Raw genomic sequence first — 25,517 nt, 5'->3', positions numbered from 1 at the left:
TCTCCTCGCGTTGTTCACCGCCAAACCCTTGCAACCAGCGTGCCGCGGGCCGGTAAAGCTTCAGCGTCACCGCGCCCAAGCCTCACGGCGAGCGCTCCCCGGGGAGGTGCACCGGTTCGCCCAGTGCGTCTTCCATGTACAGCATCTTCACCGCCACCAGCGTGACGACCAGCAGCGGGGTCGCGAACACCGCGCCGAGAACGCCGAACAGCAGCATGAAGGCGATCGTGCCGACGAGCACCAGCACCGGCGGCAGCGCGACCGCCCTGCGCTCGACCACCGGCTCGAGCAGGTTGCTTTCAGTCTGCTGGATCACCAGCAGCACGAGCATCGCGTAGAGCGCGGTCTGCGGGTCGACGGTGAGCGCTACCAGGAGGACCGGCACCGCGGCGACGATCGGACCGAGAAACGGGACGAATTCGAGCAGGCCGGCGATCAGCCCGAGCGCCGGTGCGAGCGGCACGCCGGCGAGGAGCAGCCCGACGGTAGTCAGCACGCCGACGATTGCCATCACGACGAACTGACCGAGCAGCCACAGCCATAGCGCGTTGCCAGTGGCCTGGAGCACTTCGCGTGCGCGCGCCTGCCGTGGTTTCGGCACGAGGCGCACTAGGCCGTCGGCGTAGGTGTCCGGCCTGAGCGCGAAATAGACGCCGGCGAACAGCACCAGCACGAAGGCGAGCAGCGCGTCGGCCGCGCCTGCGAAGACTTTGGCGGCGCTGCGCAGCAGGTCGCCGCCTTGCGAGGCATTCTGGGTGACGCTGCGCAGCAGCCGCTGGCCCCACGGCTGCTGTGCGAGAAACCCGCGCACCTGCTCGATGCCCTGCGTGAGGGTGTCGTTCAGGTCGCGGAACTGGCTGGCGATCGAAGGGCCGATCAGCATGGCGGTGAGCCCCAGCAGCCCGACCAGCCCGATGCTGATCAGTGCCAACGACCAGCCCATGCTCAGTCCGGTCCACTGATGCAGCTTGCTGGCGAGTCCGCGCAGGAAGACCGCCACCAGCACCCCGCCGAAGCCCAGCAGCAGCGCGTAGGCGATGCGCCACAGGAACAGCCCGAGCACGACCAGCCCGAGCACGATCAGCACGCGCTGGATGAAGACGGCGGTGCCGGAATCCGGGCTCATCAGACTCAGCCCAGCTCGCCGATCGCTGCGAGCGCCGCGTCGACTTGGGTCGCGTAGTAGTCGTGCTCGGTGGTCACGATCTCGTCGCCCGGCGCGCCCCGGTGCCGTTCGATCGCTTCGCGCACCGGTTGCGGGTGCGACGCGACATACAGCGCGGACATGTGGATGTAGTCGTCGGCCAGCGCGAACTGCTCGCGCACCGCGTCCCACTCACCGTCGCCCGGTCGGCGAGCTGCCGTGGTGGCGGGCGACGCCGACGATGGGGCCTGCCGACTGGAGGGCCCGCAGCCGGTGCCGGTCGCGACGGCAGCCAAAGCAAGGCCGCTGTGCACGAGAAACTGCCGGCGGTTCGTCGGCCGAGTCCGTGGCGACGCGCTACGCGGCTTCATGGGATTCCTGGCGCCTCGCGACCGCGAGCGCCACGGCGAGGACTCTGAGTGACGGCAGAATCGGCGGCGGCATGTGGCTCCTCCAGGAAAAATGAAACGGGCTCGATCGGCAAGGCAATCGCCATACCCACGCCGCACGCCGCGGCGCGCCCAATGCGTGCGGGAATGCGCCTTGCGTCTGCGGCCACGTCGATTCGAAGGAGATCACCGTCATGAAGACCATCGGACTTCACGTCGCGCTTTTGCCCGCCGCGCCGCTCGTGGCACAGGCCGGGTGACGCCGTGCGCGGGAGCGAGGCGGGCGGCTGCCCGGGCGACGCGTTCGGTTGCGCGCGAAGGCGTGGCGCGGTGAGAGGACTGCTGGCGGCGATCCTCGCCGGTCCGGCCTTGGGCTTCGCTGCGGCGGACGTCGGCGAGACGGCGGCGGAGATCGTTTCGCGAACGAACGTTTTTCGCGAAGCGCAGGGGCTCGCGCCGGTCGAGCGCGATGCGGCGCTCGAGCGGACCGCGCGCGACTTCGCCCGCTTCATGGCGAAGACCGGGCGCTACGGCCACAACGCCGACGGGCGCCGCCCGTCCGAGCGGGCGCTGGCCGAAGGCTACGAGTACTGCATCGTCGCCGAGAACATCGGCTACCAGTACCGCTCCGACGGTTTCGGCTCGTCCGCGGAGCTTGCCGAGGCCTTCGTCGAAGGCTGGAAAAATTCGCCCGAGCACCGCGAGAACATGCTCGCGCCGGCCGTCACGCAGACGGGCGTCGGCCTCGCGCAGGGCGAGGACGGACGTTTTTTCGGCGTGCAGATGTTCGGCCGACCGAAAAGCGCATCGATCCGCTTCGAGGTGCAGAACCGCAGCGGGGAACGCGTCGCTTATCGGACGACCGGCGAGCGTGATTTTTCGCTTCGGCCGCGCGAGTTGCGAAGGCATCGCACATGCCGCCCGGGACGACTCTCGATTGCACTTCCGGCGAATGACGCGCCATTTACCGCCACTATCGAGGACGGCACGCGCTACACCGTGCGCGATGACGGGATCGTTACGCAGCCTGTTTCCGCGCAGTGACCCGGAGGCCGGGGGCAACCGCCTCGGCAGCAGGCGTAGGCGACGGCCCTTCCGTGGGTGATCGCCCGCATTCGCGCCGGGCCGCGTCGCGGGGCTATTTCAGCGTCGCGAGGTAGGCGGCAATGTCGTGCGCGTCGCGCTCGTCGACACCGAGATCCGGCATCGCGCTGCCCGGCGTGACCTCCTGCGGCGAGCGCAGCCAGCGCACCATGTGCGCCGGCTCGTTGCGCAGTGCACCGGCGATGAACGCGCGCGTGGCGATGCCATCGAGCGGCGGACCGACCGGCGCGTTCGGGCCGACGATGCCGGGAATCCGGTGGCAGGTGACGCAGGCGTACTGTTGGATGATCCGCCTGCCGCGCTCGGCATCCGGCCGCTGCGGTGCCGGCTCCTCGCCGTGGTCGTGGGCATGGTCGTGGGGCGGGATGTCGGCGACCAGCCGGCGGTAGTCCGGCGGCGAGAGCTCGGGCAGCTTCTTGACGAACGCAGTGACCGCCCAGAGTTCGCTTTCGCTCAGGCGCTGCTCCCAGGCCGGCATGCCGGTCATCTTGATGCCGTGCCGGACGACCCAGTAAATCTCCTCGGCTGGCCACGCCCGGCCGGTGTGCGCGAGGTTGGCCGCCGCGGGCGTCAGGCCGAGCGCGAAAGGTTCGGGAGCGACGCCCGGCGCGCCGTGGCACTGCGCGCAGTGGTCCCGGTAGAGCGGCGCGCCGTGTTCCAGTGCGCCGATCGTGTCGAGCGACGGGACGGTGACCGATGCCGCGCGCAGCTTGATCGAACGGCGCATCGCGATGTCGAGCAGCCGGTAGGTCGGCGCGAGGTGCTGGTCGGTCGCGGAAATGTCGTAAAAGCCTCCATAGACCACTGCCGCGCCCGCGAGCCCGGCCGCAGTCGCCAGCGCGACGACGGTGAGGAGGATCTTTTTCACTTCACTTCAGCTCCTGGAGATAAGCGACCATGTCGCGAGCCTGGCTTTCGGTGACCTGCAGGTCGGGCATCGCGGTTTCGAAGCCGAAGGACTGCGGATCGCGGATCCAGCGCATCATGTTGGCCGGCGAATTCGGCAGCACGCCGGCCAGGTACACCCGGCGGCCGACGCCGTCCAGCGGCGGGCCGACGTTGCCGGTCGCGCCCGCGACGCCGGGGATGCGATGGCAGCCGATGCAGCCGAACTGCCGCAGCAACAGGCGTCCGTTTTCCGCATCGCCGCCGAGCACGGGGCGAGACTCATCGCTGCAGCCGGCCAGCAGGGCCACCCAGGCGAGCGCGAGGAGGGCGGTCACACGCATGGCGCCACCATCAGCACCGGCAGCGCTTCCCACAGAATCGCGAGCAGCGCGAGCACCGCGAGCCCGGCGGCGAGCCACGGCTCGAAGCCCGGCCCTTGGCCGAGCTCCCGGACGATGATCGCAACGCAGGCTCCGATCGCGACGAGAGTCGCGACGCCGATCACCCACGGTACGGCCTGCGGCGCGCTGCGCGCGCAGGCCAGTGCGCTCAGGCCGTAGATCACGGAAAAATGCAGCGCCCAGACGATGACTCCGGCGGACAGGCGCAGGCTGGTCGCAACGAAGTTCATCCCGCGAACCTCGGAAAGCCGTGCACCAGCGCGACGCCGACCAAGCTCTGGCCGACGGTGTAGTGCCAGAACAGGCGCATGTTGTCGAAAGTCACGCGGCGTACCGGGCCGAGCTTGCCGGTCGCAGCGCGGGCGAGCGCGAACAGCCCCATCACGAGCACGACCAGCGTGAAGAAGCCGGCGATCGATGCGAGCAGATAGACTGCGGCGCCGTAGCTCGACGCGCTCGGCGACAGCTCGCCCTGCGCGAAAAACTCCAGCCCGACCGCTGCGACCAGCAGGACCAGGCCGGCCACAACCGCGAGCGCCATCGCGCGGCGCCGGCCGGCGCCGAGCTGTCGGTTCGCGAGCCCCAGCGCGAGGCTGCTGGCGACGAGCAGGGCCGCTTCGGCGAGCGGATAGCCGATGCCGGCGACCTGCGCGGGTGCGGGCCAGACTTCGGGCGACACGGTCCACAGGTAGAGATACGAAAACACGGCACAGCCGTAAAGCGAACCCGACACCAGGATCAGCACGCCGATCGCCCACCAGGCCTGGGAGCGCGGCCCGCTCATGTAGCTCGGCAACACGATGCCGCCGCCGATGTCGACCGGTTCGTCGAGCGGCTCGGGATCGAGGCTCCAGCCCCAGTGCAGCAGCGCGCCGACCGCGACAACGCCCGAGATGAAAGCCGGCACGACGAGCTTGACCGTCAGCAGCAGGAAGAAGCCGGCGGTGAACCACGCCGCGACGACCGGCGCCCAGCCGGGCATCGGCATGCGCAGCACGAACTCGGGCCGTGCGTCGAGCGGGCTCGTGACGATCGTCTCGCGCCCGCCGGTCGGCGCGCCCGGCAGGTAGTAGTGGCCGGCTTCGACGTCGCGCGCCAGGTCCGGCTGGTCCCACAGCGGCTCGCGGCTGGTGACGACCGGAATGCTGCGGTTCGAGTAATTGCCGTTCGGCAGCCATTCGAGCGTGCCGGCGTGCCAGACGTTGCCCGCGTTGTCCTCGGCCGACATGCGAAAGCGCCGCGCGACGTCGATGATGAAGATCAGCACGCCGGCGGCGATCATGAACGCGCCGACGGTCGAGACGAAGTTCAGGCTCTCCCAGCCGTAGCCTGCCGCGTAGGTGTAGACGCGGCGCGGCATGCCGGCGAGCCCGGTGAAATGCATCGGGAAGAACGTGATGTTGAAGCCGACGAACATCAGCCCGAACACCCAGCGCCCGAGCCGCTCGGACAGCGCGTGCCGGCTGGTGTAGGGCATCCAGTAGTAGAACGCCGCGAACAGCGGAAACACCATGCCGCCGACGAGCACGTAATGCAGGTGGGCGACGATGAAATAGCTATCGTGCGCCTGCCAGTCGAACGGGATCACCGCGACCATCACGCCGGTGAGCCCGCCGAGCACGAAGATGAACAGGAAGCCGAGGATGAACAGCGTCGGCGTCGCGATCCGCACCCGTCCGGTCGCGCGACCGCGCGCAAAAGTCGCGATCCACGCGAAGACCTGGATGCCCGAGGGGATCGCGACCGCAGTGCTCGCGGCCTGGAAAAACGACAGTGACAGCTGCGGGATGCCGGTTGTGAACATGTGGTGCACCCACAGCCCGAAGCTCAGGAACGCGGTGCCGACCAGCGCCAGGACGACGAAGCGGTAGCCGACGAGCGGCGTGCGCGCCATCGTCGGCACGATCATCGACACCATGCCCGCCGCGGGCAGGAAAATGATGTACACCTCGGGATGGCCGAAGAACCAGAACAGGTGCTGCCACAGCAGCGGGTCGCCGCCGAGATGCGCGGCGAAGAACGGCCAGTGGAAAGCGCGCTCGAGTTCGAGCAGCGCGGTCGCGAGGATCACCGCCGGAAACGCGAAGACGATCATCAGCGCGAACACCAGCATCGCCCACGCGAATACCGGCATCCTGCCCAACGTCATGCCGGGAGAGCGGGTGCGCAATATGCCGACAATGATTTCGATTGCGCCGGCGATCGCGGAAATTTCGATGAAGCCGATGCCGAGCAGCCAGAAATCGGCGTTGTAGCCGGGCGAGTAGGTTTCGGTGGTCAGCGGCGGATTCATGAACCAGCCGCCGTCAGGCGCCCAGCCGACAAAAATGCTCGCGAAGAATACCAGCCCGCCGACCAGGTAGGCCCAGAACGCATACGCCGACAGCCGCGGGAACGGCAGGTCACGTGCGCCGAGCATGTTCGGCAGCAGCAGGATGCCCATCGCCTCGACCGCCGGCACGGCGAACAGGAACATCATAACGGTGCCGTGCATCGTGAACAGCTGGTTGTACAGTGCCGGACCGATGAAGTCGTTCTCGGGCACCGCCAGCTGCACGCGCATCACGAGCGCGAGGATGCCGGCCAGCACGAAGAACAGGAAAGCGGCGCCGACGTAGAGCACGCCGACGTAGTTGTTGTTGATGACGGTGACCGCGCGCAGCCCCTGCGGCCGCCGCCACAGCCGGCGCAGTTCGTCGACTTCACCCTCGGGGCGAACGCCCGGATTCGGCAGCGCGGTCATCTGAGCGTGTAGAGCACCGTGAGCCCCGCCGCGTAGATCGCGAGGACGAGCAGCGAGTCGCTGCCCAGGCGCAGGATCATGACGTGGCGCCGCTCGAGCAGGCCGGCGATGAACAGCCCGGTCACGGCGATGCCGAGGATCGCGGCGAAAGTCGCGAAGTGCGCCACCCGCGTGCCGGCCAGCCACACGACGACCCCGGCGGCCAGGAACACGGCGACGTTGATCGGGAGGGGCAGGTCCTTGAACATTTATTCGAGCGTCTCCAGCCAGTGCGCGAGCGTGCGCAGTTCGCCGCTGTCGAAACGGAACTCGGGCATCAGGTTGTCCGGTTTCAGGTGCTGGTTGCCGGCGATCCAGCCTGCAACGGTCGCGCGGTTGTTCGGCAGGATGCCGGCGCCGAGCGACAGCCGGCTCGCGAAATGGGTCAGGTCGGGCCCGAGCTCGCCTTCGGCCCGGGTGCCGCGCACGGTATGGCAGGTCGTGCAGTGCGACAGGAACAGCCGCCGGCCGCTCGCCGCTTCGCTGTCGGCCGCGTCCTCGGCCGCGATGGCGGCAGGCTGGCGCTGCGCCGCGCGCCACGCCTCGAAGCGCTCCGGCGCCTCGGCGACGACGAACAGTGCCATCTGCGCGTGCGGGCCGCCGCAGTACTCGGCGCACTGGCCGCGCAGCACCGCAGCCTCGGTGGCGGCCAGACGCAGCCGGTTGTCCTTGCCCGGGATCAGGTCGAGCTTGCCGGCAAGCGACGGCACCCAGAAGCTGTGCAGCACGTCGGCCGAGCGCAGCCGCAACTCGACCGTCCGGCCGACCGGCAGATGGATTTCGTTCGCGGTCGCAAAATCGACTTCACCGCGCGCGTCGAGATAATTCACCCGCCACCACCACTGATGCCCGACCACTTCGATCGTCACGTCGGCCGGCTCCACTGCCGAAAGCCGCGGCGCGGCGAGCAGCGTGTAAATCAGCAATGCCGCGAGCGTGATCACCGGGAAAACGATGCCGGCGCCGATGATCAGGCCCTTGCCGGCAAGCCAGCGCGGTGGGGCGAAAAAGGCCAGCGCGGTCAGCGCGAGGACCAGCGTGAATATCAGCGCCCCGCCGACGACGAGCACCCAGGTGATCTCGAGGATTCCGGCCGCTTCCGGGCCGCGCGGGGCGAGAGCCGACTGGATGTTGTCGAGCATGGGCGCGCCGCCGATCAGGGCTCGCGCAGAGCCGGGGGCGCGGGAGATCGACGGAAGGACCGGCGGGGAATCGACGGATGTGCTCTTGCCATATTGCTGCCTCCCGGGACGAATCGGATCGCATCGGCTGCGAAAGCAATCGGGGTGCCCTGCCGGACGATGCGGACTGGCGGATTGCTCCGGATCGTGCGCGTCACGGCGGGCGTTTCGCGCCGGCCGCCTGTCCGGCCTGCCTGCCGAGGGCCTCGGTGAGACGCGCGGTTTCCTTGCGCAGCGCGGCCAGCTCCGCGCGCAGCGCGTCCGGGCCGCCGGGGTCGGGCAGGCCGCCGCGCTCGACGAAGAACGACGCGAGCGCGGCGGTGACGTAGCCGAACACCGAGAACGCGTAGATCGCGAGCGCGAGGCACAGCACGCGGCCTTCCGGCGTGCGGGGCCAGAAGTCGCTGCCCATCGTCGCGACGATCATCGCGGTCCACCACAGCGCATCCCAGTAGCTCGTGAACGCCCCTTCCTCGAGCACATACATGCCGGCTGCGCCGGAAAACGTCACGACCAGCGTCAGCGCCACGACGTAGCCGGCGCCCTTGCCGCCCATGCTGCGCGCGAGCGCGCGCATGCTGCGGTTGAGCGACGTGGTCAGGCGCACCAGCCGCAGCCCGCGGGTCGCACGCGTGAGCCGCAGCACGCGGGTCAGGCGGAACACGCGCAGCGCCGGCAGCGCGAGCGACACGAGCGTGAGCCAGTTCTGGCTGATGTAGGCGAGCTTGCCCTTGGCCAGCGCGAAGCGCAGCACGAAGTCGCCGATGAAAACGGCCCAGATCAGGTTGCTCGCCGTGTCGAGCCAGTCACGCGGGCCGCCGACGAACTCCACGATCAGCAGTCCGATCCAGACGAAGGCGAGAAAGACCATCGGCCCTTCGATCCAGCGCTCGAGCCGCCTGAGCGGCCTGTTTTCCTTCATCCACTGGATCCGCTCCCTGAACAGGTTCATCTGTCCGGGCCTTCGCTCACCACACGAGGTAGCGGTCCCAGCCGGCATACGAGCGCACGACGGGCCCGCGCGGGATCGCGAGCACGATCAGCAACGCGCCGACGATGATGCCGGCGACGTCGGCCGCTGCCGAGCCGCCGTCGAGCACCCACGGTGCGACGATCAGCCACGCACCGAACACCATGTTCAGCGCCCGCAGCGGCCGGGCCGTCTCGGCGTACGCGGTGATCGACACGGTAAACACCAGCGCGCCGATCAGGTGATCGCTGTCGGCCATCGCCCCGTCGGTACCAAAAATCGTGCGGGTAAACATCAGCCAGATGCCGAGCGCGGTGGCGAGGATCAGCGCCTTGGGCAGCACGCGGGCCTGATCGCGCAGCCGGTCGAGTGCGGTCGCGTCGATCGCGAGCGGCGGGCGCTCGTCGCGGCCCGCGCCATCAATGACGCCGCCGTGCCAGAAAACCCTCGACAGCGGTTGCCCGGCGCGTTTCGCACCGATCAGGAACTGGGTCATCGCGACCACTTCGTCGATCGCGTACGGCAGCATGAACACCATCGCCGCGGCAGACGCGAGGCACAGCGTGCACCAGGTGCCGATGACGATCGGCTGGATGATGATGAAGAAGATGCTCACCGCGCCGAGCGGGATCACCAGCACGCCGAACATCGCGACCATCCATGGCATCGTGCGCCAGCGCTGGCGTCCGCCCATCATCCCGGACAGCGCTTCGAGCAGATAGCTCATCGCGCCGAGCCCCGCGTCGGGGATCGGCCACGCGCGTGACACGTCGGAAGTGATGATGCGGGCGGTGCCGTCGTCGAAGAACGGGTCCCACACCGTGGAGACGTGGCCCATCTGGTAGGCGGTGAGATAGCGGGCGATGAAAAAGCCGACGAAGGCCAGCGCGATCATCGGCAGGCGCTGCGACCACGCCGACGGCGAGTAGCTCCACCCGGGCGGGATGTCGCGCTCGTCGTGCATCGCTTCCATGCTCATGCCCGGCATCATCGGCACGAGGATCGAAAACGCGATCGCGAGCGCGCCGACCAGCGTGTCGTTGGCATAGGACGCGGGCTCGGGCGACCAGAACACCAGCGGCGCGGCGAGCAGCCAGATGCCGGTGAAACAGCTGCCCCACTGCGCCCAGCGGTGGCGCCAGAACAGCGACAGCGTGCCGAACACGACGAGCAGCGCACCGCTGGCGATGTCGCTCCACGCGAGCGCCGCGGCGCGCGAGGCGAGCGGCGCGAGCGCGCGCTCGGTCGTCACCTGCTCGGCGCCGGCCCCCCAGTTGCCGGGTTCCATGTAGCCGAGGATCGCCGGCGCGGTCAGGCACCAGAGGCCGAGCGTGATGATCGCGAAATGCGTCCACAGCATGCGGCCGTGCATCTCGCGCATCTGCGCCATGTGTTCATCGTGTTCGGCCGGGGACATTGCCGGCGCGCTAATCGGCGTACGCGATCGTCGTGAGCAGCGCGAGCGCCGCCTGGCGCGAGTCGAGCCGGGTGTGCTGGACGACGATCGGCACCGTCGATTCGATGACGCTCGAATAGGGGGTGTTGACCGGGATCGGCTCCGGGTTGTCGAGTTCGTCGAAGCGCAGATGGCAGGTGCGCCGCGGCGGCACCGTCAGCAGGTAAGGGCCGGCCGGTTCCCGGTCGGTGAAGAAGATCGTGATTTCGATCTGCGCGAGCCGGTCGCCCGCGTTCAGGATGCACGCGGCCTCGTGGCTTTTCAGCTCGTAGCTCGCGTCGGTGCTCGACGGCGGAATATAGCCTTCGGCGATCGCCCAGCGGCGTTTTCCGATCGGGTCCATGTCATTCTCCTTTGAGGGCCAGGCGCAGCACTTCGGCGAGATGCAGCGGCCGGCGGGCGGTGCTCTGCACGATCTGCTCGCGGCAGCTGTAGCCGTCGGCGATCAGCAGCGTGTCGTCGGCGGCCGCGCGCACCGCAGGCAGCAGCGCGCGCTCGGCGCAGCGCATCGACACGTCGTACTTGTCCTTTTCGAAGCCGAACGCGCCGGCCATGCCGCAGCAGCCGGAGTCGAGGATTTCGTAGTCGAGGCCGAGTTTTTTCAGTACCGCGGCTTCCGCGTCCATGCCGATGACTGCCTGGTGGTGGCAGTGGCCGTGCACCACCGCGCGGCGCGCGAGGGTGCCGAAGCGCGCGTGCGGGGCGCGTTGCTCGAGAAATTCGCTCAGCAGGAAGACCTGGCTGCTCAGCCGCCTGGCCTGCTCGTTGCCGGCCAGCATCTGCGGCAGTTCCTCACGAAAAACGGTGAGGCAGGCCGGTTCGAGGACGACGACGGGCAGGCCGTCGCGAATCTGCGTGTCGAGCGCGTCGAGGATGCGCAGCAGGTAGCGCCGGGCCCGGTCGAGCATGCCGAACTCGTACAGCGGGCGGCCGCAGCACAGCCGCACCGGCGGCAGGCGCACTTCGAAGCCGGCGTGCTCGAGCACCTGCACCGCGGCCAGCGCCACCTCGGGGTGGAAATGGTTGTTGAACGTGTCCGGCCACAGGATCAACGGCTTTCCCGCTGCGGCGGGCGGCCGCCGGCGGCGGAAGGCCGGCGCAAAAGCTTCCATCGCGAACGCCGGCAGACGCCGCGCGGGATGAATGCCGAGGAGCCATTTGGCGAAGCCCGCGAACGGTTCGGTGCGCGAGAAGAAGTTCGCGACGCCGGGCGCGTGGGACGCGGCGCGCGACCACACGTCGATGAGCCCGAACGCATAGGCCGAGATCGGGCGCAGGCGGCCTTCGTAGTAGTGCGAGAAGAACTCCGCCTTGTAGGTCGCCATGTCGACGCGCACCGGGCATTCGCCCTTGCAGCCTTTGCACGACAGGCACAGGTCGAGCGCTTCCTTGACCGCCGGCTCCTTCCAGCCGCCCGTCAGCGTCTCGCCGCGCAGCATCTCGAACAGCAGATGCGCGCGCCCGCGTGTCGAGTGCATCTCCTCGCCGGTGGCCATGTAGCTCGGGCACATTACGCCTTTCTTGCTGCGGCAGGCGCCGACCCCGACGCAGCGCAGCATCGCGCGCGCAAAGTCGCCGTTGTCCGACGTGTAGGCGAAGCGGGTTTCGACTGGCCGCGGATCGTAGCCGGTGCCCAGGCGCAGGTTCTCGTCGACGCGGAACGCATCGACGACCTTGCCCGGGTTCATGCGGTTGTCCGGGTCCCATATCGCCTTGAACTCGCGAAAGGCCTGCACCACCTCGTCGCCGAACATGATCGGCAGCAGCTCGGCCTTGGACTGGCCGTCGCCGTGTTCGCCGGAGATCGAGCCGCCCAGCCCCGACACCAGGCGCGCGGCCTCGTGGATGAAGGCACGGTAGCGGGCGATGCCGTCGGCCGTTTCTAGGTCGAAGTCGATGCGAGTGTGCAGGCAGCCCTGGCCGAAATGACCGTAAAAATCGCCGCGATAGCCGTGGCGGTCGAGCAGCGCGCGCAGCTCGCGCAGGTAGCGGCCGAGGTTCTCGGGCGCGACCGCGGAGTCTTCCCAGCCTTCCCAGGTCAGCCGTTCGTTGGGCACGTGGGCGGTCGCGCCCAGACCCGATTCGCGGATCTTCCACACTCGCTGTGCTTCAGCCGCGTCGGCGTACAGCTTCATCGACGGCTTCGGCTCGGCGCGCTCGAGCCGTTCCATCAGCGCGCGGGCCCGGCCCTCGGCCTCGTCCCGGTCGGCGCCGCCGAACTCGACCAGCAGCCAGCCGGCGCCTTCGGGCAGCAGCCCGACGTTGCCCGGCGCGAGCCCCATCGACTCGATGTCGCCGACCAGCCGATCGTCCATGCCTTCGAGCGCGATCGGGCCGGCCGCCATGACTTCGGGTACGGCGTCCGCAGCCGCATACACGTCGGGAAAACCCGCCACCAGCAGCGTGCGCGCCGGCGGGCTGTCCACGAGGCGCACGGTCGCTTCGAGCACGACGACGCACGTGCCTTCGGAGCCGACCAGCGCGCGGGCGAGATCGAAGCTGCTCCCGGGCAGCAGCGCGCGCAGGTTGAACCCCGACACGCGGCGCGGGATGTCAGGGTAGCAGCGGCGGATCGGCTCGGCGTACCGTTCGCCGAGCGCCCGCAGCCGGCGGTAGATGTCGGCCCGACGGCCGCCTTCAGCCTCGATTTGCGCAAACGTCTCCGCGTCCGTCGTGCCGACGCGGCAGCGCAGCCCGTCGTAGGTGAGGATGTCGAGCTCGAGCACGTTCTCCTCGGTGCGCCCGCCCATCACCGAGTGCGGGCCGCAGGAGTTGTTGCCGATCATGCCGCCGAGCGTGTTGTGGCTGTGGGTCGCCGGGTCGGGGGCGAACGTGAGGCCGACTTTTTCGGCCGCCTCGCGCAGCTCGTCGAGCACGACGCCGGGCTCGACGCGCGCAATCTTCTTTTCGGCGTCGATGTCGATGATGCGGTTGAGGTATTTCGAGAAATCGAGCACCACCGCGATGTTGCAGCACTGGCCGCACAAGCTCGTGCCGGCGCCGCGCGACAGGATCGGCGCGTGGTGGCCCCGGCAGATCTCCACCGTGCGCACGACGTCGTCGGTCGAGCGCGGGATCACGACGCCGATCGGCACCTGGCGGTAGTTCGACGCGTCGGTCGCATACAGCGCGCGGCTGCCCGCGTCGAAGCGCACTTCGCCGGCGAGGACCTCGCGCAGATCGTGTTCGAGCGCGGCGAAATCGACGCCGGCGCGCCGCGACAGCGCCGTGGTGTCGACGGGCATGGCGGGGCGCGTTTCATCGGCGCCGTTCAGGGGTTTTCGAAGCATCGGGCGTCCTGTTCCTTGAACACCAGGCCGAAGCCGGGGCGGTCGTCGGCCGGAGCGAGGCGGCCGTCGACCGGGTCGGGCGCGCCGTCGCCGATCGCGACCGCCATGTCCTGCCAGCGCGCGTTCGTCGCGAGTGCGTCGCGCCCGTGCAGCAGCGGCGCGAGCCGATCGTGGATCAGTCGCGCGGTGGCGGTGTCCGTGTAGCCGTAGCCGAGGCCGGTTCGGCGGCCGCCGGTGACGTGGGCCACCACGAGCGTCGTCGCGTCCCATTCGAGCGTGCCGTCGGACTCGGGCCCATCGGTCGGGATCGTGTAGCTCGCGACCGTGACCGATTCGATCGGGGCCGTGCTGTCCACAAGGGCCATGTCGCGTTCACCCCGCTGACGATTTGTCCGGCGGGAACAGGCTATCCCAGCTTTCCTTGAAGCTCGCAACGACGATGCCGAGCGAGTCGGGGTCGCCGTGCAGCAGCGCCGACAGGTACGCTTTGGCCTGCTTCGCGCTGATGTGCGGGGGCAGCGGCGGCACGTCCGGGTCGGTGACCATCTCGAGGAGCGTCGGGCGCTCCGCACTGAGTGCCGCGTCCCACGCCGTGCCCACTTCTCTCGGGTCGTCGACGCGCATGCCGCCCAGGCCCAGCAGCCGCGCGTACTCGGCGTACGGGAAATCGGGCACCGCCTGCGCGTCGATGAACTTCGGGTCGCCTTCCATGGCGCGCTGCTCCCACGTCACCTGGTTGAGGTCGCCGTTGTTGAGCACCATCACCACGAGGCGCGGGTCAGTCCACTCGCGCCACACCGGCTGGTGGTCGAGCTTCGCGTCGTAGAGGCCGTTCAGGAGATGGATCGCCCCGGGGCCCGAAGTGGCCAGGCACACGCCGACTTCGCCGGTGAATTTCGCGTGCGCGCACGCCATGAACGCGGCGAGCTCCTCGTGACGCGCCTGCACGAAGCGCAGCCCTTCGCCGTACCGGCCGAACGCCCCCATGATGCCGTTGATGCCGTCGCCGGGATAGCCGAACACCCTCTTGACCCCCCATGCCGACAGGCGCTGGAGCAGGAAGTCGCCGACTGTGTCGCTCATGATCGTTCTCCGTCCCGACCGTGTTGGGACCGGCCTGCAAGGCGGGTGCCGGGAAGAGCCCCCGAGGCGTTGGCAGCGCGCGCTGTAAAAGCTACCGAACGACCATCGGCCCGTGTAAAAACTGACGCGGTCCTGCTGCGTGCCAGGCGCAGGCGTGGAGGCATCGAGCTGCGGGCAACGATGGAATCGCGTCTCCCGCAGCTTCGGCCAGACCGATTCGGCGACGAACGCTGCAATGCGTCGGGCGGGCGATCGAGACGCAGACCGCACATTGGAAGAACTGCAAACTCGAGCCTGCGGCAGATGTCCTATTGCACGACCTTGCGAAGGCTGCAGGCTTGCGGACGGGAGGAACGCTTGCGGCGATGGAAAAAATGCCGAGGCTGTCGGGCACTGGCGTTCAAGTGCTCTGCGTAAACACCGGTTGGCATGAGGAGTCGGACTGATGCACAAGAGCCGTCTTGGGAACATCGTCATTGATTGCGATACCGACGATTTGATGCGAGAGGCGAAGTTCTGGAGTGCTGCGCTCGGTTGTCCACTGCCGCAGGAGGCCCAGGTTCGCGACAAATTCATTCAACTCATGACGCAGCCGGGTGACGTCCAGGTCATCATTCAACGCGTCGATCACGATCCGCGAGCCCATCTCGATATCGAGACGGATTCAATCGAAGAAGAAGTAAATCGCCTGGAGAAGTTGGGAGCGGTCCAGGTATCTTGCAATGACGGCTGGACGGTCATGCAAGCACCGAGTGGGCACCGGTTCTGCGTCGGAAAGCCGTACCGGGGCAGGTTCGAGCAAGAGGCGAACGAGTGGACGTGATACCCAGCGAGGATGCGACGGGAGCTTGTCATGCCGATCAAACAAGTGCTGAGCGGCCAACGTGTGCCGGTGAAGATCTGGACCGATGACGTCGACGAGAAGTCGAAGGCCCAACTCGCGAATCTCGCGCAGATGCCCTTCATTCATCATCATGTCGCCGCGATGCCCGATGCCCACGTCGGAATCGGTGCGACCATCGGTTCGGTCATCGCCACCCACAAGGCAATCATCCCTGCTGCGGTCGGTGTCGATATCGGCTGCGGCATGGTTGCCGCCAGGCTCTCGCTGACGGCCAACGACATTGACGAAAAGTCTCTCAAGGCCGTTTTCGGGCAGATCAGCCATGGCGTTCCGGTCGGGCGCGCGCAACACCGCGACGATACGGTGCTCGCGGACGCGGTGCGGCCTTTCGAAGCCGGGCTCAAGGCGCTCAGCGCACGCCATCCGCAGCTTCTCAAGGCATTCGGCAAAGCCTCGAAATGGACACACCAAATGGGGACGCTGGGCGGCGGCAATCACTTCATAGAAGTATGTCTCGACGAGGCCGACCGCGTGTGGGTCATGCTCCATTCGGGCAGCCGGGGTATCGGCAACGCGATGGCCGACTACTTCATCCAACTCGCGCGCAAGGACATGGAACGCCGGATGATCCAGCTTCCGGATCGCGAACTGGCGTACTTCGCGGAAGGCAGCGAGCACTTCGACGATTACGTCGAGGCACTGCAGTGGGCGCAGGAGTATGCGCGACAGAACCGGCAGTGCATGCTGGATCTGGTGCTCTCCGCGCTGGCCCGGCATTTGCCGTCGTTCGTGGTGACGAGCGAAGTGGTCAACTGCCACCACAACTACGTCGCCCAGGAACATCACTTCGGTGCGAACGTGTGGGTGACGCGCAAGGGGGCGATTCGCGCGCGCGAGGGCGATTTGGGCATCGTCCCAGGCAGCATGGGTGCGCGCAGCTACATCGTGCGCGGCAAGGGCAACGCGGAAAGCTTCTGTTCGAGCGCCCACGGCGCCGGGCGCCGGATGAGCCGCACCACGGCAGAAAAGCAATTCACCGAGGCGGATCTCGTGCGGCAGACGGCCGGTGTCGTGTGCCGCAAGGACAAGGGCGTCCTCGACGAGATTCCCGCTGCCTACAAGGACATCGACGCGGTAATGGCCAACCAGAACGACCTCACGGACGTGTTGCACACCTTGAAGCAGGTGGTATGCGTCAAAGGCTAGTAGTCGTTGCCGGGCCTGAAGAAGCAAAAAGGCCAACTCGCAAGAGCTGGCCTAAATACTTGAATCGACTGGTGGGGCACTAGGATTCGCGCACGTCCGGTTGCTCATCCGGCCGAACATCTCGTCGAACGTCGCTTCCGCTTCCGTCGCCCGATTCTTGATGCTGGAGGTTCTAAACGGGCGAACTGCTTGCCATTGAATTTGCTCCGAGGTGAGTTGCGTACTCCCGGTCGGTGCCGAGCATGTGCAACGCGACGAATTCGTAGGCGATGAACTCGAGCAGCCCGGCTACGTTCTGCGCGCCATTCCCGAGGCGTGCCAGGAAATTCTCTGCTCTGCGCAGCAGGGCGGCGTGTTCGGCCCGGTGGCAGTCGAGGTCGGGATAAGCGGCCGCTTCGAGAATCTGTTCTTCGTCGCGACAATGCTGCGCCACTTCGCTCAAAACGCGCCGCGCCGTCAGCACGAGTTCGGGCGTCGGGCACCTTCCCCCCATAAGGTCCGTCAGCAGCGCATTAGCCTGTTCGACCAGAGCTCGGTGCTGGGCGTCGATTGTCGGCTCCCCGCAGCAGTAGTGTTCATGCCAAACGAGCTGGACGAACTGCCCGTCGACCGGTCGCCGCGGCTTCCACAAGAGGTTAGCCGGATGCAGGCGTACGCAGTTACCGCCGGCGTTCTTCGCGAGGCGTACGGCGTCATCGGCACGTGCCAGCCATTCCTCGAACGGCTCGCCGGCTAGGTGTTCGGCTACGCCAAAGCTCGCGGTGACCTTGCCGACGGTCGGACAGGGCTCGGCCTCGATGGCGCGGCGCAGACTCTCGGCGAGCGTCTCGCCGGCCGCGGGGGAAGTATTTTGGGCAAGTACGAGGAACGCTGCGCCCCCCTTGCGCCCCAGTTCGTCGCCCTCGCGCAGGGTGGCGCCCGCTCGTCGCGCAATCTCGCGCAGAACATCGTCCCCGCGCTGGGAACCAAACTCGCCGGCGAAATCTTGGAAGCAATCGATGTCAAACAAGATCAGCGACGGCGCTTGGTCACGCCGGGCTCCGGTGCGAATGGCATGGCGCGAAGCGTACTCGATGCGCCGGAGGTTCCGGACACCCGTCAACGGATCGATTCCGGAGACAGCGGCGACCAAATTGGCCAGACAGACCTGCAACGCCTCGAGATCCAATGGCTTGTGCTGCACCGCGATCGCACGATCTGCCATATTGCGGATGAAGCTGGGAGCGGTTTCCCCGGTCAAAACGAGGGCCGGGATCATACTGTCGTGCAGTTCCCACACCGACTCGATGACGTCGAGGCCCGTTTCGCCATCCATGAGCCGATAGTCCGACACCACGGCGTCCGGGCGGCGCTCGCCGAGCGCCTCGAGCATTTCGTGGCGGCTTTGTGCCGCGATGACCTCGTGTCCGACGGACTCCAGCGCGCACTTCACGGCGTCCAGAACGGCGGGGTTATCCTCAACGAGCGCAATGCGTAGCGAACGGCGCTGCGGCCCCGGCTGCTGCGGCAGTTGGCGGGGCGCTTTGCCGAGCGGCAATTCGAGCGCGAACATGGAGCCGCGTCCAAGTCGCGATCCGACCCGAATCTGCAAACCAAGCAGCGCGGCGGTTTTGGCAACGATCGCAAGTCCGAGGCCGCTACCGCGGGTGCGGGCACCGTCGCCCAACTGCTTGAACTCCTCGAAAATCTCGCTCATTTTGTTTTCCGGAATACCGACCCCGGTATCCCAGACCTCGACCCACGCCTTGCCACCTCGGCGCCGGCAGCCGACCAGAATTCGGCCGTGCTCGGTGTAGCGGACCGCGTTGGCGATCAGGTTGCCGAGCATGCGCTGGAACAGGACGGCGTCGGTGCGGGCCGTGAGGCGCGTCGATACATAGGTCAGCCACAGGCCCTTAAGGCGTGCTTCCGGCGCATGAACTGCGAGCACGCTCGCAAGGATGTCGTTGATCGGAAAATCCGAGATCGTGGGCGTCACGACGCCAGCTTCGAGTTTGCTCATGTCCAGCAGGTCAGTCAGCAGCTTGCTCAAGCTGCTGACGCACTGGCGCAGATTCCCGACGAGCTTCTGGCTGCTCGCCGGCACTTCCTGTCGCAGAACGTCGAGGTACAACGTCATAGCCGCCAAGGGCTGACGCAGGTCGTGGCTCGCGGCGGCCAGAAAGCGCGACTTGGCTTCGTTCGCCCGCTCGGCCTCAGCCTTGGCCAGCACCAGTTCGTTTTCGACTGTCTTTTGCTCCGTGATGTCGAGTAGCGTCCCGAAAAGGTGCCGCGGCCGGCGGTTGTGATCCCGGATCATTTCGGCCCGGGCAAGGACGGTCCGCGTAGGCCCGCTTCCGCTCACGATGCGGTATTCGAGCGCATATCCGGTATCGTGCTCGAAGGCGTTCCGAGTTGCCGCGTCGACCAGCAGCTGATCGTCGGGATGGAGCGTGACCCGCCACCCTTGGCCCGCAGCAGCTTCCGGCGCGAGGCCGCAGAGCTCGTACCAACGGGGATTCGCGGACAAGCAATTACCGTCGCGGTCGAGCTGATAGATGCCGACCGGCGCATGGGTAGCGAGCAGGCGGAAGCGCTCCTCGCTTTCCCGCAACTGCTCGACCCGCTCTTCGATCCTCGCCTCCAGCAGCGCTTTCGCCGCTTCGAGTTCGCGGCGTTGGCGGAAGAGGTCACAGAAGACCATAACCTTGCCGCGCAGCACGTGCGGCTCGAAGGGTTTGATCAGGTAGTCGACCGCGCCGAGCTCGTAGCCCTTGAACTGCATACCCCTGTTGGAAATGCCGGCCGTGACAAAAATGATCGGCAGATGGCGCGTCTTCGGATTGGCGCGCATCAGTTCGGCGGTCTCGAAGCCGTCCATGCCGGGCATCTGCACGTCGAGGAGCACGAGCGCGAATTCTCGCGTGAGCGTGTGGCGCAGCGCGTCGTTTCCCGACAGCGCCTTCACCACATCGACCTCCTGGTCGTCGAGAAGCGCCTCGATGGCGGACAGGTTTACCGGCCGATCGTCGACGGCCAATACGGCGACGCGCTCTGCCATCCCTCGTGTTCCCCTTCGCTGGACCCCGCTTGATCGGGGTGAATTTAGACCTGCATCACTGATGTCGGCGCCCAAACGCTCTCCGGCCTGTGTCGCTCGCGTCGGCAGCAGCCCTTTGCCGCCGGACAATTCGACCCGAGTCACGGCTTGCAAGCCCAGGGTGAGGAGGTGCGGCGCCGCTGATCGCGTTCAAACTACCCCATGCATGGTACGCAGGACGGGGCAGTCGCGTCTAGCCCGAGATCAACTGGCGCCCTTGCCAATGGAAACCCAGCTTGCCCGAAACGGGGAGCAGCACCGGAGACCTCGGTAAAGGCCGCTGCTCGTCGAGCATACGCTCGGCTCGCTGCACCACTTTCGCGGACTTCCCATCCGCGCCCACTCCCCTCATGACGATCAGAGGCCCAGCACAAATCAATTCCACGCGGTGTCCGCGGATTTGGCTACACCGCGGCTACACGGGGCGCCAAACGCAAAAAGGCCAGTCGTCGCGACTGGCCTAAGTGTTTGAATCCACTGGTGGGGGCAGTAGGATTCGAACCTACGACCTACTGATTAAGAGTCAGCTGCTCTACCAACTGAGCTATACCCCCGGTTCTGTGTTTTTGGTAGGCCGTGCGGGATTCGAACCTGCGACCAACGGATTAAAAGTCCGCTGCTCTACCAGCTGAGCTAACGACCCAAACCTAGAAGGATTGCGATTCTATGGAATGCTGTCGGGCGCGTCAAGTTATCGGTGATAAAGCGTGATAAACCTTTTTCTCGATGGCATTTTCGCAACGCGCTATGTTGCTGTGTATGGGGAAAGGGCCGGTCAGCCTGATCAGACGCAGGCCGACTGCGGCAGGCGGGCCGCAATGCGGAGACCTGTGACGCAGGCGGGCTACTGGTAGGGAGTCGGATCCGGAAGGCCCGCAGCTTCGAAGCCGGCTTTGCGCAGGCGACATGCGTCGCACACGCCGCACGCACGACCGGCGTCGTCGGCCTGATAGCATGAGACGGTCCGGGCGTAGTCGACGCCGAGTGCCGTTCCCCGCCGGATGATGTCGGCTTTCGACAGCCGGATCAGCGGTGCGTGGATCGTGATGGGTGCGCCTTCGACGCCCGCTTTGGTCGCGAGGTTGGCCATTGCCTCGAAGGCGGCGATGAATTCCGGGCGGCAATCCGGGTAGCCGGAGTAATCGACGGCGTTGACACCGACGTAGATGTCATGGGCCTCCAGGACTTCCGCCCACGCGAGCGCGATCGACAGCATCACGGTGTTGCGGGCCGGCACGTAGGTGACGGGGATGCCGCCGACCGCGCCTTCGACCGGCATCGGGATCGACGAATCGGTCAGTGCCGAGCCGCCGAATTCGCCGAGGCCGACGTGGGCGAGCCGGTGCTCGCAGGCGCCGAGGCTGTGCGCGACGCGCCCTGCCGCGGCAAGTTCGGCAGTGTGGCGCTGCCCGTAAGCGATCGACAGTGCGTAGCAATCGAAGCCCGCGTCGCGGGCGATCGCGAGGCAGGTCGCGGAGTCCAGGCCACCGGAGAGCAGCACGACGGCGCGTTTCGGTTCAGTCATGTTGAAAGTTCGCATCGAGCGGTTGGGTAGAATGCGGCACGGCGGATCGCGGATCGTTCCGCTCGCAGCACGGGCGGCGACCCTTCGGTCGGCATCCGCGCTATCGCCCGCGGGCGTCGTTCCAGAGAATCTTGTGCAGCTGAAGCTGGAAGCGCACGGGGAGGCGGTCACCCACGATCCATTCGGCGAGCTGCGCGGGGTCGAGTTTTCCCTGTACGGGCGACAGCAGGACCGTGCAGCGCTGCGCCAGCTGACGCTCGGCGAGGCACTCGATGGCCCACTCGTAGTCGCGTCGGTCGGCGAGGACGATCTTCACTTCGTCGCGCTCGTTCAGGTGCGCGAGGTTGTCCCAGCGATTGCGCGCGACCTCGCCCGAGCCGGGGGCTTTCAGGTCCATGACGCGCGACACGCGCGGGTCGACCGCGGCGATGTCGAGTGCGCCGCTCGTTTCGAGCGACACTGAAAGACCGGCGTCGCACAACGCGGCGAGTAGCGCGAGGCAGCCTTTCTGCGCCAGTGGTTCGCCCCCGGTGACGCAGACGTGTTCGATGCCGTGCCCGAGGACTTCTTCGACGATCGACGCGATGCTGCGGCTCTCGCCGCCCTGGAATGCGTACTCGGTATCGCACCACACGCAGCGCAGCGGACATCCGGTCAGCCGCACGAAAACGGTGGGCAGGCCGACTCGCGTCGATTCTCCCTGGAGGGACGCGAAGATCTCGGTTAGCCGCACCTTCGCGTCGTGGCTGTCGCTTGCGTGCTGCATCGTGGAACGGTTTAACGCTTTACGCCGAGCCGCTGACGGGCCGCCTGTGCGGCGGAGCTGTCGGGAAACTGCTCGACGAGTTTTTTCAGGGTTTCCTGCGAGGTCTTCGCATCGCCGAGTGCCTGCTGGCTGTTCGCCAGGCCGAGCATCGCATCGGGTGCGGCGGCGTCCTGCGGCCAGGTTTTAAGGACGGTGTTGAAATAAGTGCTTGCCGCGGCAACTTCCTTGGCCTGTAGCGCGGCGTTGCCGGCCCAGAAGTGCGCGCCGGGCAGGAAGGTGCTTTGCGGGTGCTGTCTGATGAACTGCTCGAAAGCGGTCAGCGCGTCCTTGTACCGGCCCTCCTTGAGGAGATTCAGCGCGGCCTCGTACTGGGCCGACTCGGCAGCAGGATCGGCGGGAGGGGCATTCGGCGCCAGGGCGGCGGACGCGGTGCGGTTGCTTTCGATCTGGCGCACGCGAGTGTCGAGATCGACGTAGAAATCGCGCTGGCGCTGCTTGAGTGATTCGACTTCGTGCAGCAGGACTTCGAGTTGCCCGTGCAACCGGGAAATCTCGGTCTTCAGCAGCTCGTTCTGGCTTGCCAGTTCGAGCTGCCCGCGGCTGCTCGCCTCCAGCCGCTCGAGGCGGCCGTTCAATTCCATCCGCATGTCGAATATCGCACGCCGCGCCTCGTCGTCGGTGAAAAGACCCGCCTGCGCGGGCCCCATCGACGACAATGCGACGAGCATTGCCAGCGGCAGGAGGCGTTTCATCAGAACTCGCCCGAATACAGCATGTCACCGCGGCGGTTTTGCGCGAAGCACGATTCATTGCTTTCGCCGCAACGCGGTTTTTCTTCGCCGAGGCTGACCGATTCGATCTGCGATTCCTTCGCGCCCAGCAGCGTCAGCGCCTGACGCACCGCGTCGGCCCGCTTCTGGCCCAGCGCGAGGTTGTATTCGCGGCTGCCGAGTTCGTCGGTGTTGCCCTGGATCAGCATCTTCATCTGCGGGTTCTGCACGAGGAAACGTGCATGGGCCTCGACCAGCGGACGGGCTTCGGGCTTGATGACGAACTGGTCGAAGTCGAAGAACACGCTGCGCTTCGACAGGATGTTGTTCGGGTCGGTCAGGGCGGCGATGCCCGAACCGGCCATGCTCGGTGCGGTTACGGTGGCCACGCCGGGGGCGCCTGTCGAGCGGTCTTCGACAGCGGTGCCGCCTGCCTGGTCGAAAGTCCCGGTGCTGCTGCAAGCGGCCAGCAATGTGACGAGCAGTGCGGGCAGAACGAATTTCTTCATGAATTTTCCTTGTAATGAGACGAACAGCAGTGGTTGTTACCTAGTGAGCGGTCCCCATGAGGGTTCGCGCACATCGGCCGCCTGCACCGAAAGACGCTGTTTCACCCGGCCGTCGGACGACACTGCCGCGAGGACTCCACGTCCGCCACTTTCGGTGGCGTACAGGATCATGCGGCCGTTGGGAGCGAAGCTGGGTGACTCGTCGCGTGACGAGTCGGTGAGGATCGTGGTCTGACGGGTCGCGAGGTCCATCACCGCGACCTGAAAGCGTCCGTTGTTGCGAGTGATGAAGGCGAGGCTGCGCCCGTCCGGGGACAGGCGCGGCGTGACGTTGTAATTGCCTTCGAAAGTCACCCGCTGGGCACTGCCGCCCGATGCCGGAATCCGGTAGATCTGCGCGCTGCCGCCGCGATCGGAGCTGAAATAGATCCATTCTCCATCGGGCGACCACGCCGGTTCGGTGTCGATTCCTGGCGAGGTCGCCATCCGCCGCAGGCCGGAGCCGTCCGCGTTGAGGACATACAGCTGGGACTGGCCGTCCTTCGTCAGCACGACCGCGAGCCGCTGACCGTCGGGTGCCCACGTCGGCGCCGAGTTCGAGCCCTTGAAGTTCGCGACCACCTGGCGCTGGCCCGTTGCCAGCGTATGCACATATACGACGGGCTTCTTGGCCTCGAACGACACGTAGGCGAGCCGCTGGCCGTCCGGCGCCCAGGCCGGCGAGATGATCGGTTCGCGCGACGCGAGCGCGGTCTGCGCGTTCATTCCGTCGGCGTCGGCGATCTGCAACTCGTAGCGCGGGCCGCTCTTCACGACGTAGGCGATGCGGGTCGCGAAATAGCCCGGCTGGCCGGTGAGCTTTTCATACACGAAGTCGGCAATGCGATGCGCCGTCGCGCGGTTTTGCGCCGGTGTCATGCGCAGCGACAGCCCGCCGAGTTCAGTCTGCTTCTGCGTGTCGAACAAGCGGAAGCGCACGTCGTAGCGCCCGTCGGCTTGCGGGTAGAGGCTCCCCGCGAGCACCGCGTCGGCGCCGCGGGCGCGCACGCCGGCAAGATCCGGCACTGCCGTGGCGGGCAGCGTGACGAGGCCCATGTCGACGAGGCTGAACAGCCCGCTGCGCTCCAGGTCCGCGCGCACCACATCCGTGATGCCCCGCGGCAGGGATCCTTCGTTCTCGAACAGCGGAATGGCGACCGGAAACCGCGTTGCGCCCGCGCCCGTGATTTCGATCGAAAGCTGGGCATGAGCGGCCCACGAGAGGGTCGCAACGGTGGCGGCGAGCAGCAGGCGGAAACGGGAGAAGAGGATATTCATGGCGTGGGGGTGGCCGTCAATTAGCGATTATAACGAACGAATCCGGACAACAGGCGCAACCAAGATGACACGCCCTCTTTAGTCCTCGTCGAGAGGCTTGAACTTCAGTTCGAGCGTGCGCTGGAAAAGTTCCTTCGCTTCGGGCAGCGGCAGCGGACTCGAGCGGCGGATCGCGCGTTCGATCGCCTCGTCGAGCGCGGGGATGCCGGACGAGCGCTTGAGCCGGATCGCAAGCACTTCTCCGCTCGGCAACTGGTCCACCTCGAAAACCGCTTCCGGGTTTCCGCTCAGACCGGGAGGGCGCAGCAGATTGCCGCGTACCTTGGTGCGCACGGCATTCTCATAGGCGTCGCCGGCGGCACGGTTACGGGCGGCCGACGCACGAGCGGCGTCGGCGCGCATCATCCGTTCGAGTTGTGTGCGTTCGGTTTCCTGCGCCAGGCGCTGCGCCATGTAGTCATCTTTCGGCGGCACGACCGGCTCGGGTTTTTTGGGCTCCGGTTTCGCCGGTTCCGGCTTCGGCTCCGGTTTCTTCGGTTCAGGTTTCTTCGGCTCCGGCGGCTTGGGCTCCGGTTTCGGTTCCGGCTTCTTCGGCTCCGGTTTTGGAGGTTCGGGCTTGGGCGGTTCGGGTTTGGGCGGTTCGGGCTTGGGTTCCGGTTTGACCGGTTTCTTCGCCTCGGGCGCCTTCATGGCGATGTCGGGTTTTGCCGGGGCTTTCGGCGGTTCGGGTGTCGGAGCCGGCTTTGACGGTTCGGGCTTCGGTTCGGGCTTCAGCTCGGGCTTCGGCTCGGGCTTCGGCTCGGGCTTCGGCTC

Annotated in this window: 24 protein-coding genes and 2 tRNA genes; 3 read left to right on the top strand and 23 right to left on the bottom strand. The window is 66.9% G+C overall.

What is annotated here, in order from left to right:
• Positions 1–82: 82 nt before the first annotated feature.
• Positions 83–1,126, bottom strand: a complete 1,044-nt coding sequence (locus GO608_RS02060; protein WP_169198311.1) for an AI-2E family transporter — start codon at positions 1,124–1,126, stop codon at positions 83–85.
• A gap of 5 nt (positions 1,127–1,131) precedes the next feature.
• Positions 1,132–1,515, bottom strand: coding sequence for a twin-arginine translocation signal domain-containing protein (locus GO608_RS02055; protein ID WP_169198312.1), 384 nt, complete (start codon positions 1,513–1,515; stop codon positions 1,132–1,134).
• A gap of 348 nt (positions 1,516–1,863) precedes the next feature.
• Between GO608_RS02055 and GO608_RS02050 the strand changes: the two genes are divergently transcribed.
• On the top strand, positions 1,864–2,577 hold the full coding sequence (locus GO608_RS02050; RefSeq protein WP_169198313.1) for a CAP domain-containing protein: 714 nt from the start codon (positions 1,864–1,866) through the stop codon (positions 2,575–2,577).
• Between the two features lie 94 nt (positions 2,578–2,671).
• On the opposite strand, the gene GO608_RS02045 is transcribed toward GO608_RS02050, so the two are convergent.
• The 12 genes from GO608_RS02045 to GO608_RS01990 form a co-directional block, all read right to left on the bottom strand.
• Positions 2,672–3,505, bottom strand: a complete 834-nt coding sequence (locus tag GO608_RS02045) for a c-type cytochrome (protein WP_169198314.1) — start codon at positions 3,503–3,505, stop codon at positions 2,672–2,674.
• Position 3,506: 1 nt separating this feature from the next.
• On the bottom strand, positions 3,507–3,866 hold the full coding sequence (locus GO608_RS02040; RefSeq protein WP_169198315.1) for a c-type cytochrome: 360 nt from the start codon (positions 3,864–3,866) through the stop codon (positions 3,507–3,509).
• Positions 3,857–4,156, bottom strand: coding sequence for a hypothetical protein (locus tag GO608_RS02035; protein ID WP_169198316.1), 300 nt, complete (start codon positions 4,154–4,156; stop codon positions 3,857–3,859). The genes GO608_RS02040 and GO608_RS02035 overlap by 10 nt, the downstream gene beginning before the upstream one ends.
• Positions 4,153–6,669 (bottom strand): cbb3-type cytochrome c oxidase subunit I, encoded by a 2,517-nt coding sequence (locus tag GO608_RS02030; protein WP_169198317.1) that lies wholly within the window; start codon positions 6,667–6,669, stop codon positions 4,153–4,155. Before GO608_RS02030 ends, GO608_RS02035 begins: the two co-directional genes overlap by 4 nt.
• The gene (locus GO608_RS02025; RefSeq protein ID WP_169198318.1) at positions 6,666–6,917 is read right to left on the bottom strand and encodes a hypothetical protein; all 252 of its coding nucleotides are present in this window, start codon (positions 6,915–6,917) and stop codon (positions 6,666–6,668) included. Before GO608_RS02025 ends, GO608_RS02030 begins: the two co-directional genes overlap by 4 nt.
• A complete protein-coding gene (locus GO608_RS02020) occupies positions 6,918–7,850 on the bottom strand; it encodes a cytochrome c oxidase subunit II (protein ID WP_169198319.1) in 933 nt (310 codons plus the stop codon).
• 193 nt (positions 7,851–8,043) lie between these two features.
• Complete coding sequence (locus GO608_RS02015) at positions 8,044–8,841, bottom strand: potassium channel family protein (RefSeq protein ID WP_169198320.1); 798 nt, start codon at positions 8,839–8,841, stop codon at positions 8,044–8,046.
• Positions 8,842–8,857: 16 nt separating this feature from the next.
• The gene (locus tag GO608_RS02010) at positions 8,858–10,276 is read right to left on the bottom strand and encodes a vitamin K epoxide reductase family protein (RefSeq protein WP_211159343.1); all 1,419 of its coding nucleotides are present in this window, start codon (positions 10,274–10,276) and stop codon (positions 8,858–8,860) included.
• Between the two features lie 10 nt (positions 10,277–10,286).
• On the bottom strand, positions 10,287–10,658 hold the full coding sequence (locus tag GO608_RS02005) for a sensory rhodopsin transducer (protein WP_169198322.1): 372 nt from the start codon (positions 10,656–10,658) through the stop codon (positions 10,287–10,289).
• Between the two features lies 1 nt (position 10,659).
• Positions 10,660–13,605 carry an FAD-binding and (Fe-S)-binding domain-containing protein gene (locus GO608_RS02000; RefSeq protein ID WP_211159344.1) on the bottom strand — a complete coding sequence of 982 codons (2,946 nt, stop codon included), beginning with the start codon at positions 13,603–13,605 and terminating at the stop codon, positions 10,660–10,662.
• Complete coding sequence (locus GO608_RS01995) at positions 13,587–13,970, bottom strand: enolase-like domain-containing protein (protein WP_169198323.1); 384 nt, start codon at positions 13,968–13,970, stop codon at positions 13,587–13,589. Before GO608_RS01995 ends, GO608_RS02000 begins: the two co-directional genes overlap by 19 nt.
• A gap of 7 nt (positions 13,971–13,977) precedes the next feature.
• Positions 13,978–14,688 (bottom strand): thiamine pyrophosphate-binding protein, encoded by a 711-nt coding sequence (locus GO608_RS01990; RefSeq protein ID WP_169198324.1) that lies wholly within the window; start codon positions 14,686–14,688, stop codon positions 13,978–13,980.
• A gap of 445 nt (positions 14,689–15,133) precedes the next feature.
• Here GO608_RS01990 and GO608_RS01985 point away from each other — a divergent pair, with 445 nt between their 5' ends.
• Both GO608_RS01985 and GO608_RS01980 read left to right on the top strand, forming a co-directional pair.
• Positions 15,134–15,511 (top strand): VOC family protein, encoded by a 378-nt coding sequence (locus tag GO608_RS01985; protein WP_169198325.1) that lies wholly within the window; start codon positions 15,134–15,136, stop codon positions 15,509–15,511.
• Positions 15,512–15,541: 30 nt separating this feature from the next.
• Positions 15,542–16,738, top strand: a complete 1,197-nt coding sequence (locus tag GO608_RS01980) for an RtcB family protein (protein WP_169198326.1) — start codon at positions 15,542–15,544, stop codon at positions 16,736–16,738.
• Between the two features lie 172 nt (positions 16,739–16,910).
• Here the strand turns inward: GO608_RS01980 and GO608_RS01975 are convergent, their stop codons facing one another.
• The 9 genes from GO608_RS01975 to GO608_RS01935 all read right to left on the bottom strand — a co-directional run.
• Positions 16,911–19,853, bottom strand: coding sequence for a response regulator (locus tag GO608_RS01975; protein ID WP_247002773.1), 2,943 nt, complete (start codon positions 19,851–19,853; stop codon positions 16,911–16,913).
• A gap of 442 nt (positions 19,854–20,295) precedes the next feature.
• Positions 20,296–20,371: transfer RNA gene (locus GO608_RS01970), tRNA-Lys, on the bottom strand.
• Between the two features lie 13 nt (positions 20,372–20,384).
• Positions 20,385–20,460, bottom strand: a tRNA-Lys gene (locus GO608_RS01965).
• 201 nt (positions 20,461–20,661) lie between these two features.
• Positions 20,662–21,342, bottom strand: coding sequence for a 7-cyano-7-deazaguanine synthase QueC (queC, locus tag GO608_RS01960; RefSeq protein WP_169200575.1), 681 nt, complete (start codon positions 21,340–21,342; stop codon positions 20,662–20,664).
• A 100-nt stretch (positions 21,343–21,442) separates the two neighbouring features.
• The gene (queE, locus tag GO608_RS01955) at positions 21,443–22,108 is read right to left on the bottom strand and encodes a 7-carboxy-7-deazaguanine synthase QueE (protein ID WP_169200574.1); all 666 of its coding nucleotides are present in this window, start codon (positions 22,106–22,108) and stop codon (positions 21,443–21,445) included.
• A gap of 11 nt (positions 22,109–22,119) precedes the next feature.
• Positions 22,120–22,860, bottom strand: coding sequence for a tol-pal system protein YbgF (gene ybgF / locus GO608_RS01950; RefSeq protein ID WP_169200573.1), 741 nt, complete (start codon positions 22,858–22,860; stop codon positions 22,120–22,122).
• Positions 22,860–23,387 carry a peptidoglycan-associated lipoprotein Pal gene (gene pal / locus GO608_RS01945; RefSeq protein ID WP_053420415.1) on the bottom strand — a complete coding sequence of 176 codons (528 nt, stop codon included), beginning with the start codon at positions 23,385–23,387 and terminating at the stop codon, positions 22,860–22,862. Before pal ends, ybgF begins: the two co-directional genes overlap by 1 nt.
• A gap of 36 nt (positions 23,388–23,423) precedes the next feature.
• A complete protein-coding gene (tolB, locus tag GO608_RS01940; RefSeq protein WP_169200572.1) occupies positions 23,424–24,704 on the bottom strand; it encodes a Tol-Pal system beta propeller repeat protein TolB in 1,281 nt (426 codons plus the stop codon).
• Between the two features lie 78 nt (positions 24,705–24,782).
• A partial coding sequence (locus GO608_RS01935; RefSeq protein ID WP_247002771.1) for an energy transducer TonB occupies positions 24,783–25,517 on the bottom strand: 735 nt, incomplete at its 5' end.

The sequence above is a fragment of the Aromatoleum buckelii genome, assembly GCF_012910785.2.
Taxonomy (GTDB): domain Bacteria; phylum Pseudomonadota; class Gammaproteobacteria; order Burkholderiales; family Rhodocyclaceae; genus Aromatoleum; species Aromatoleum buckelii.
This window is presented reverse-complemented; position numbering and strand designations above follow the sequence as displayed.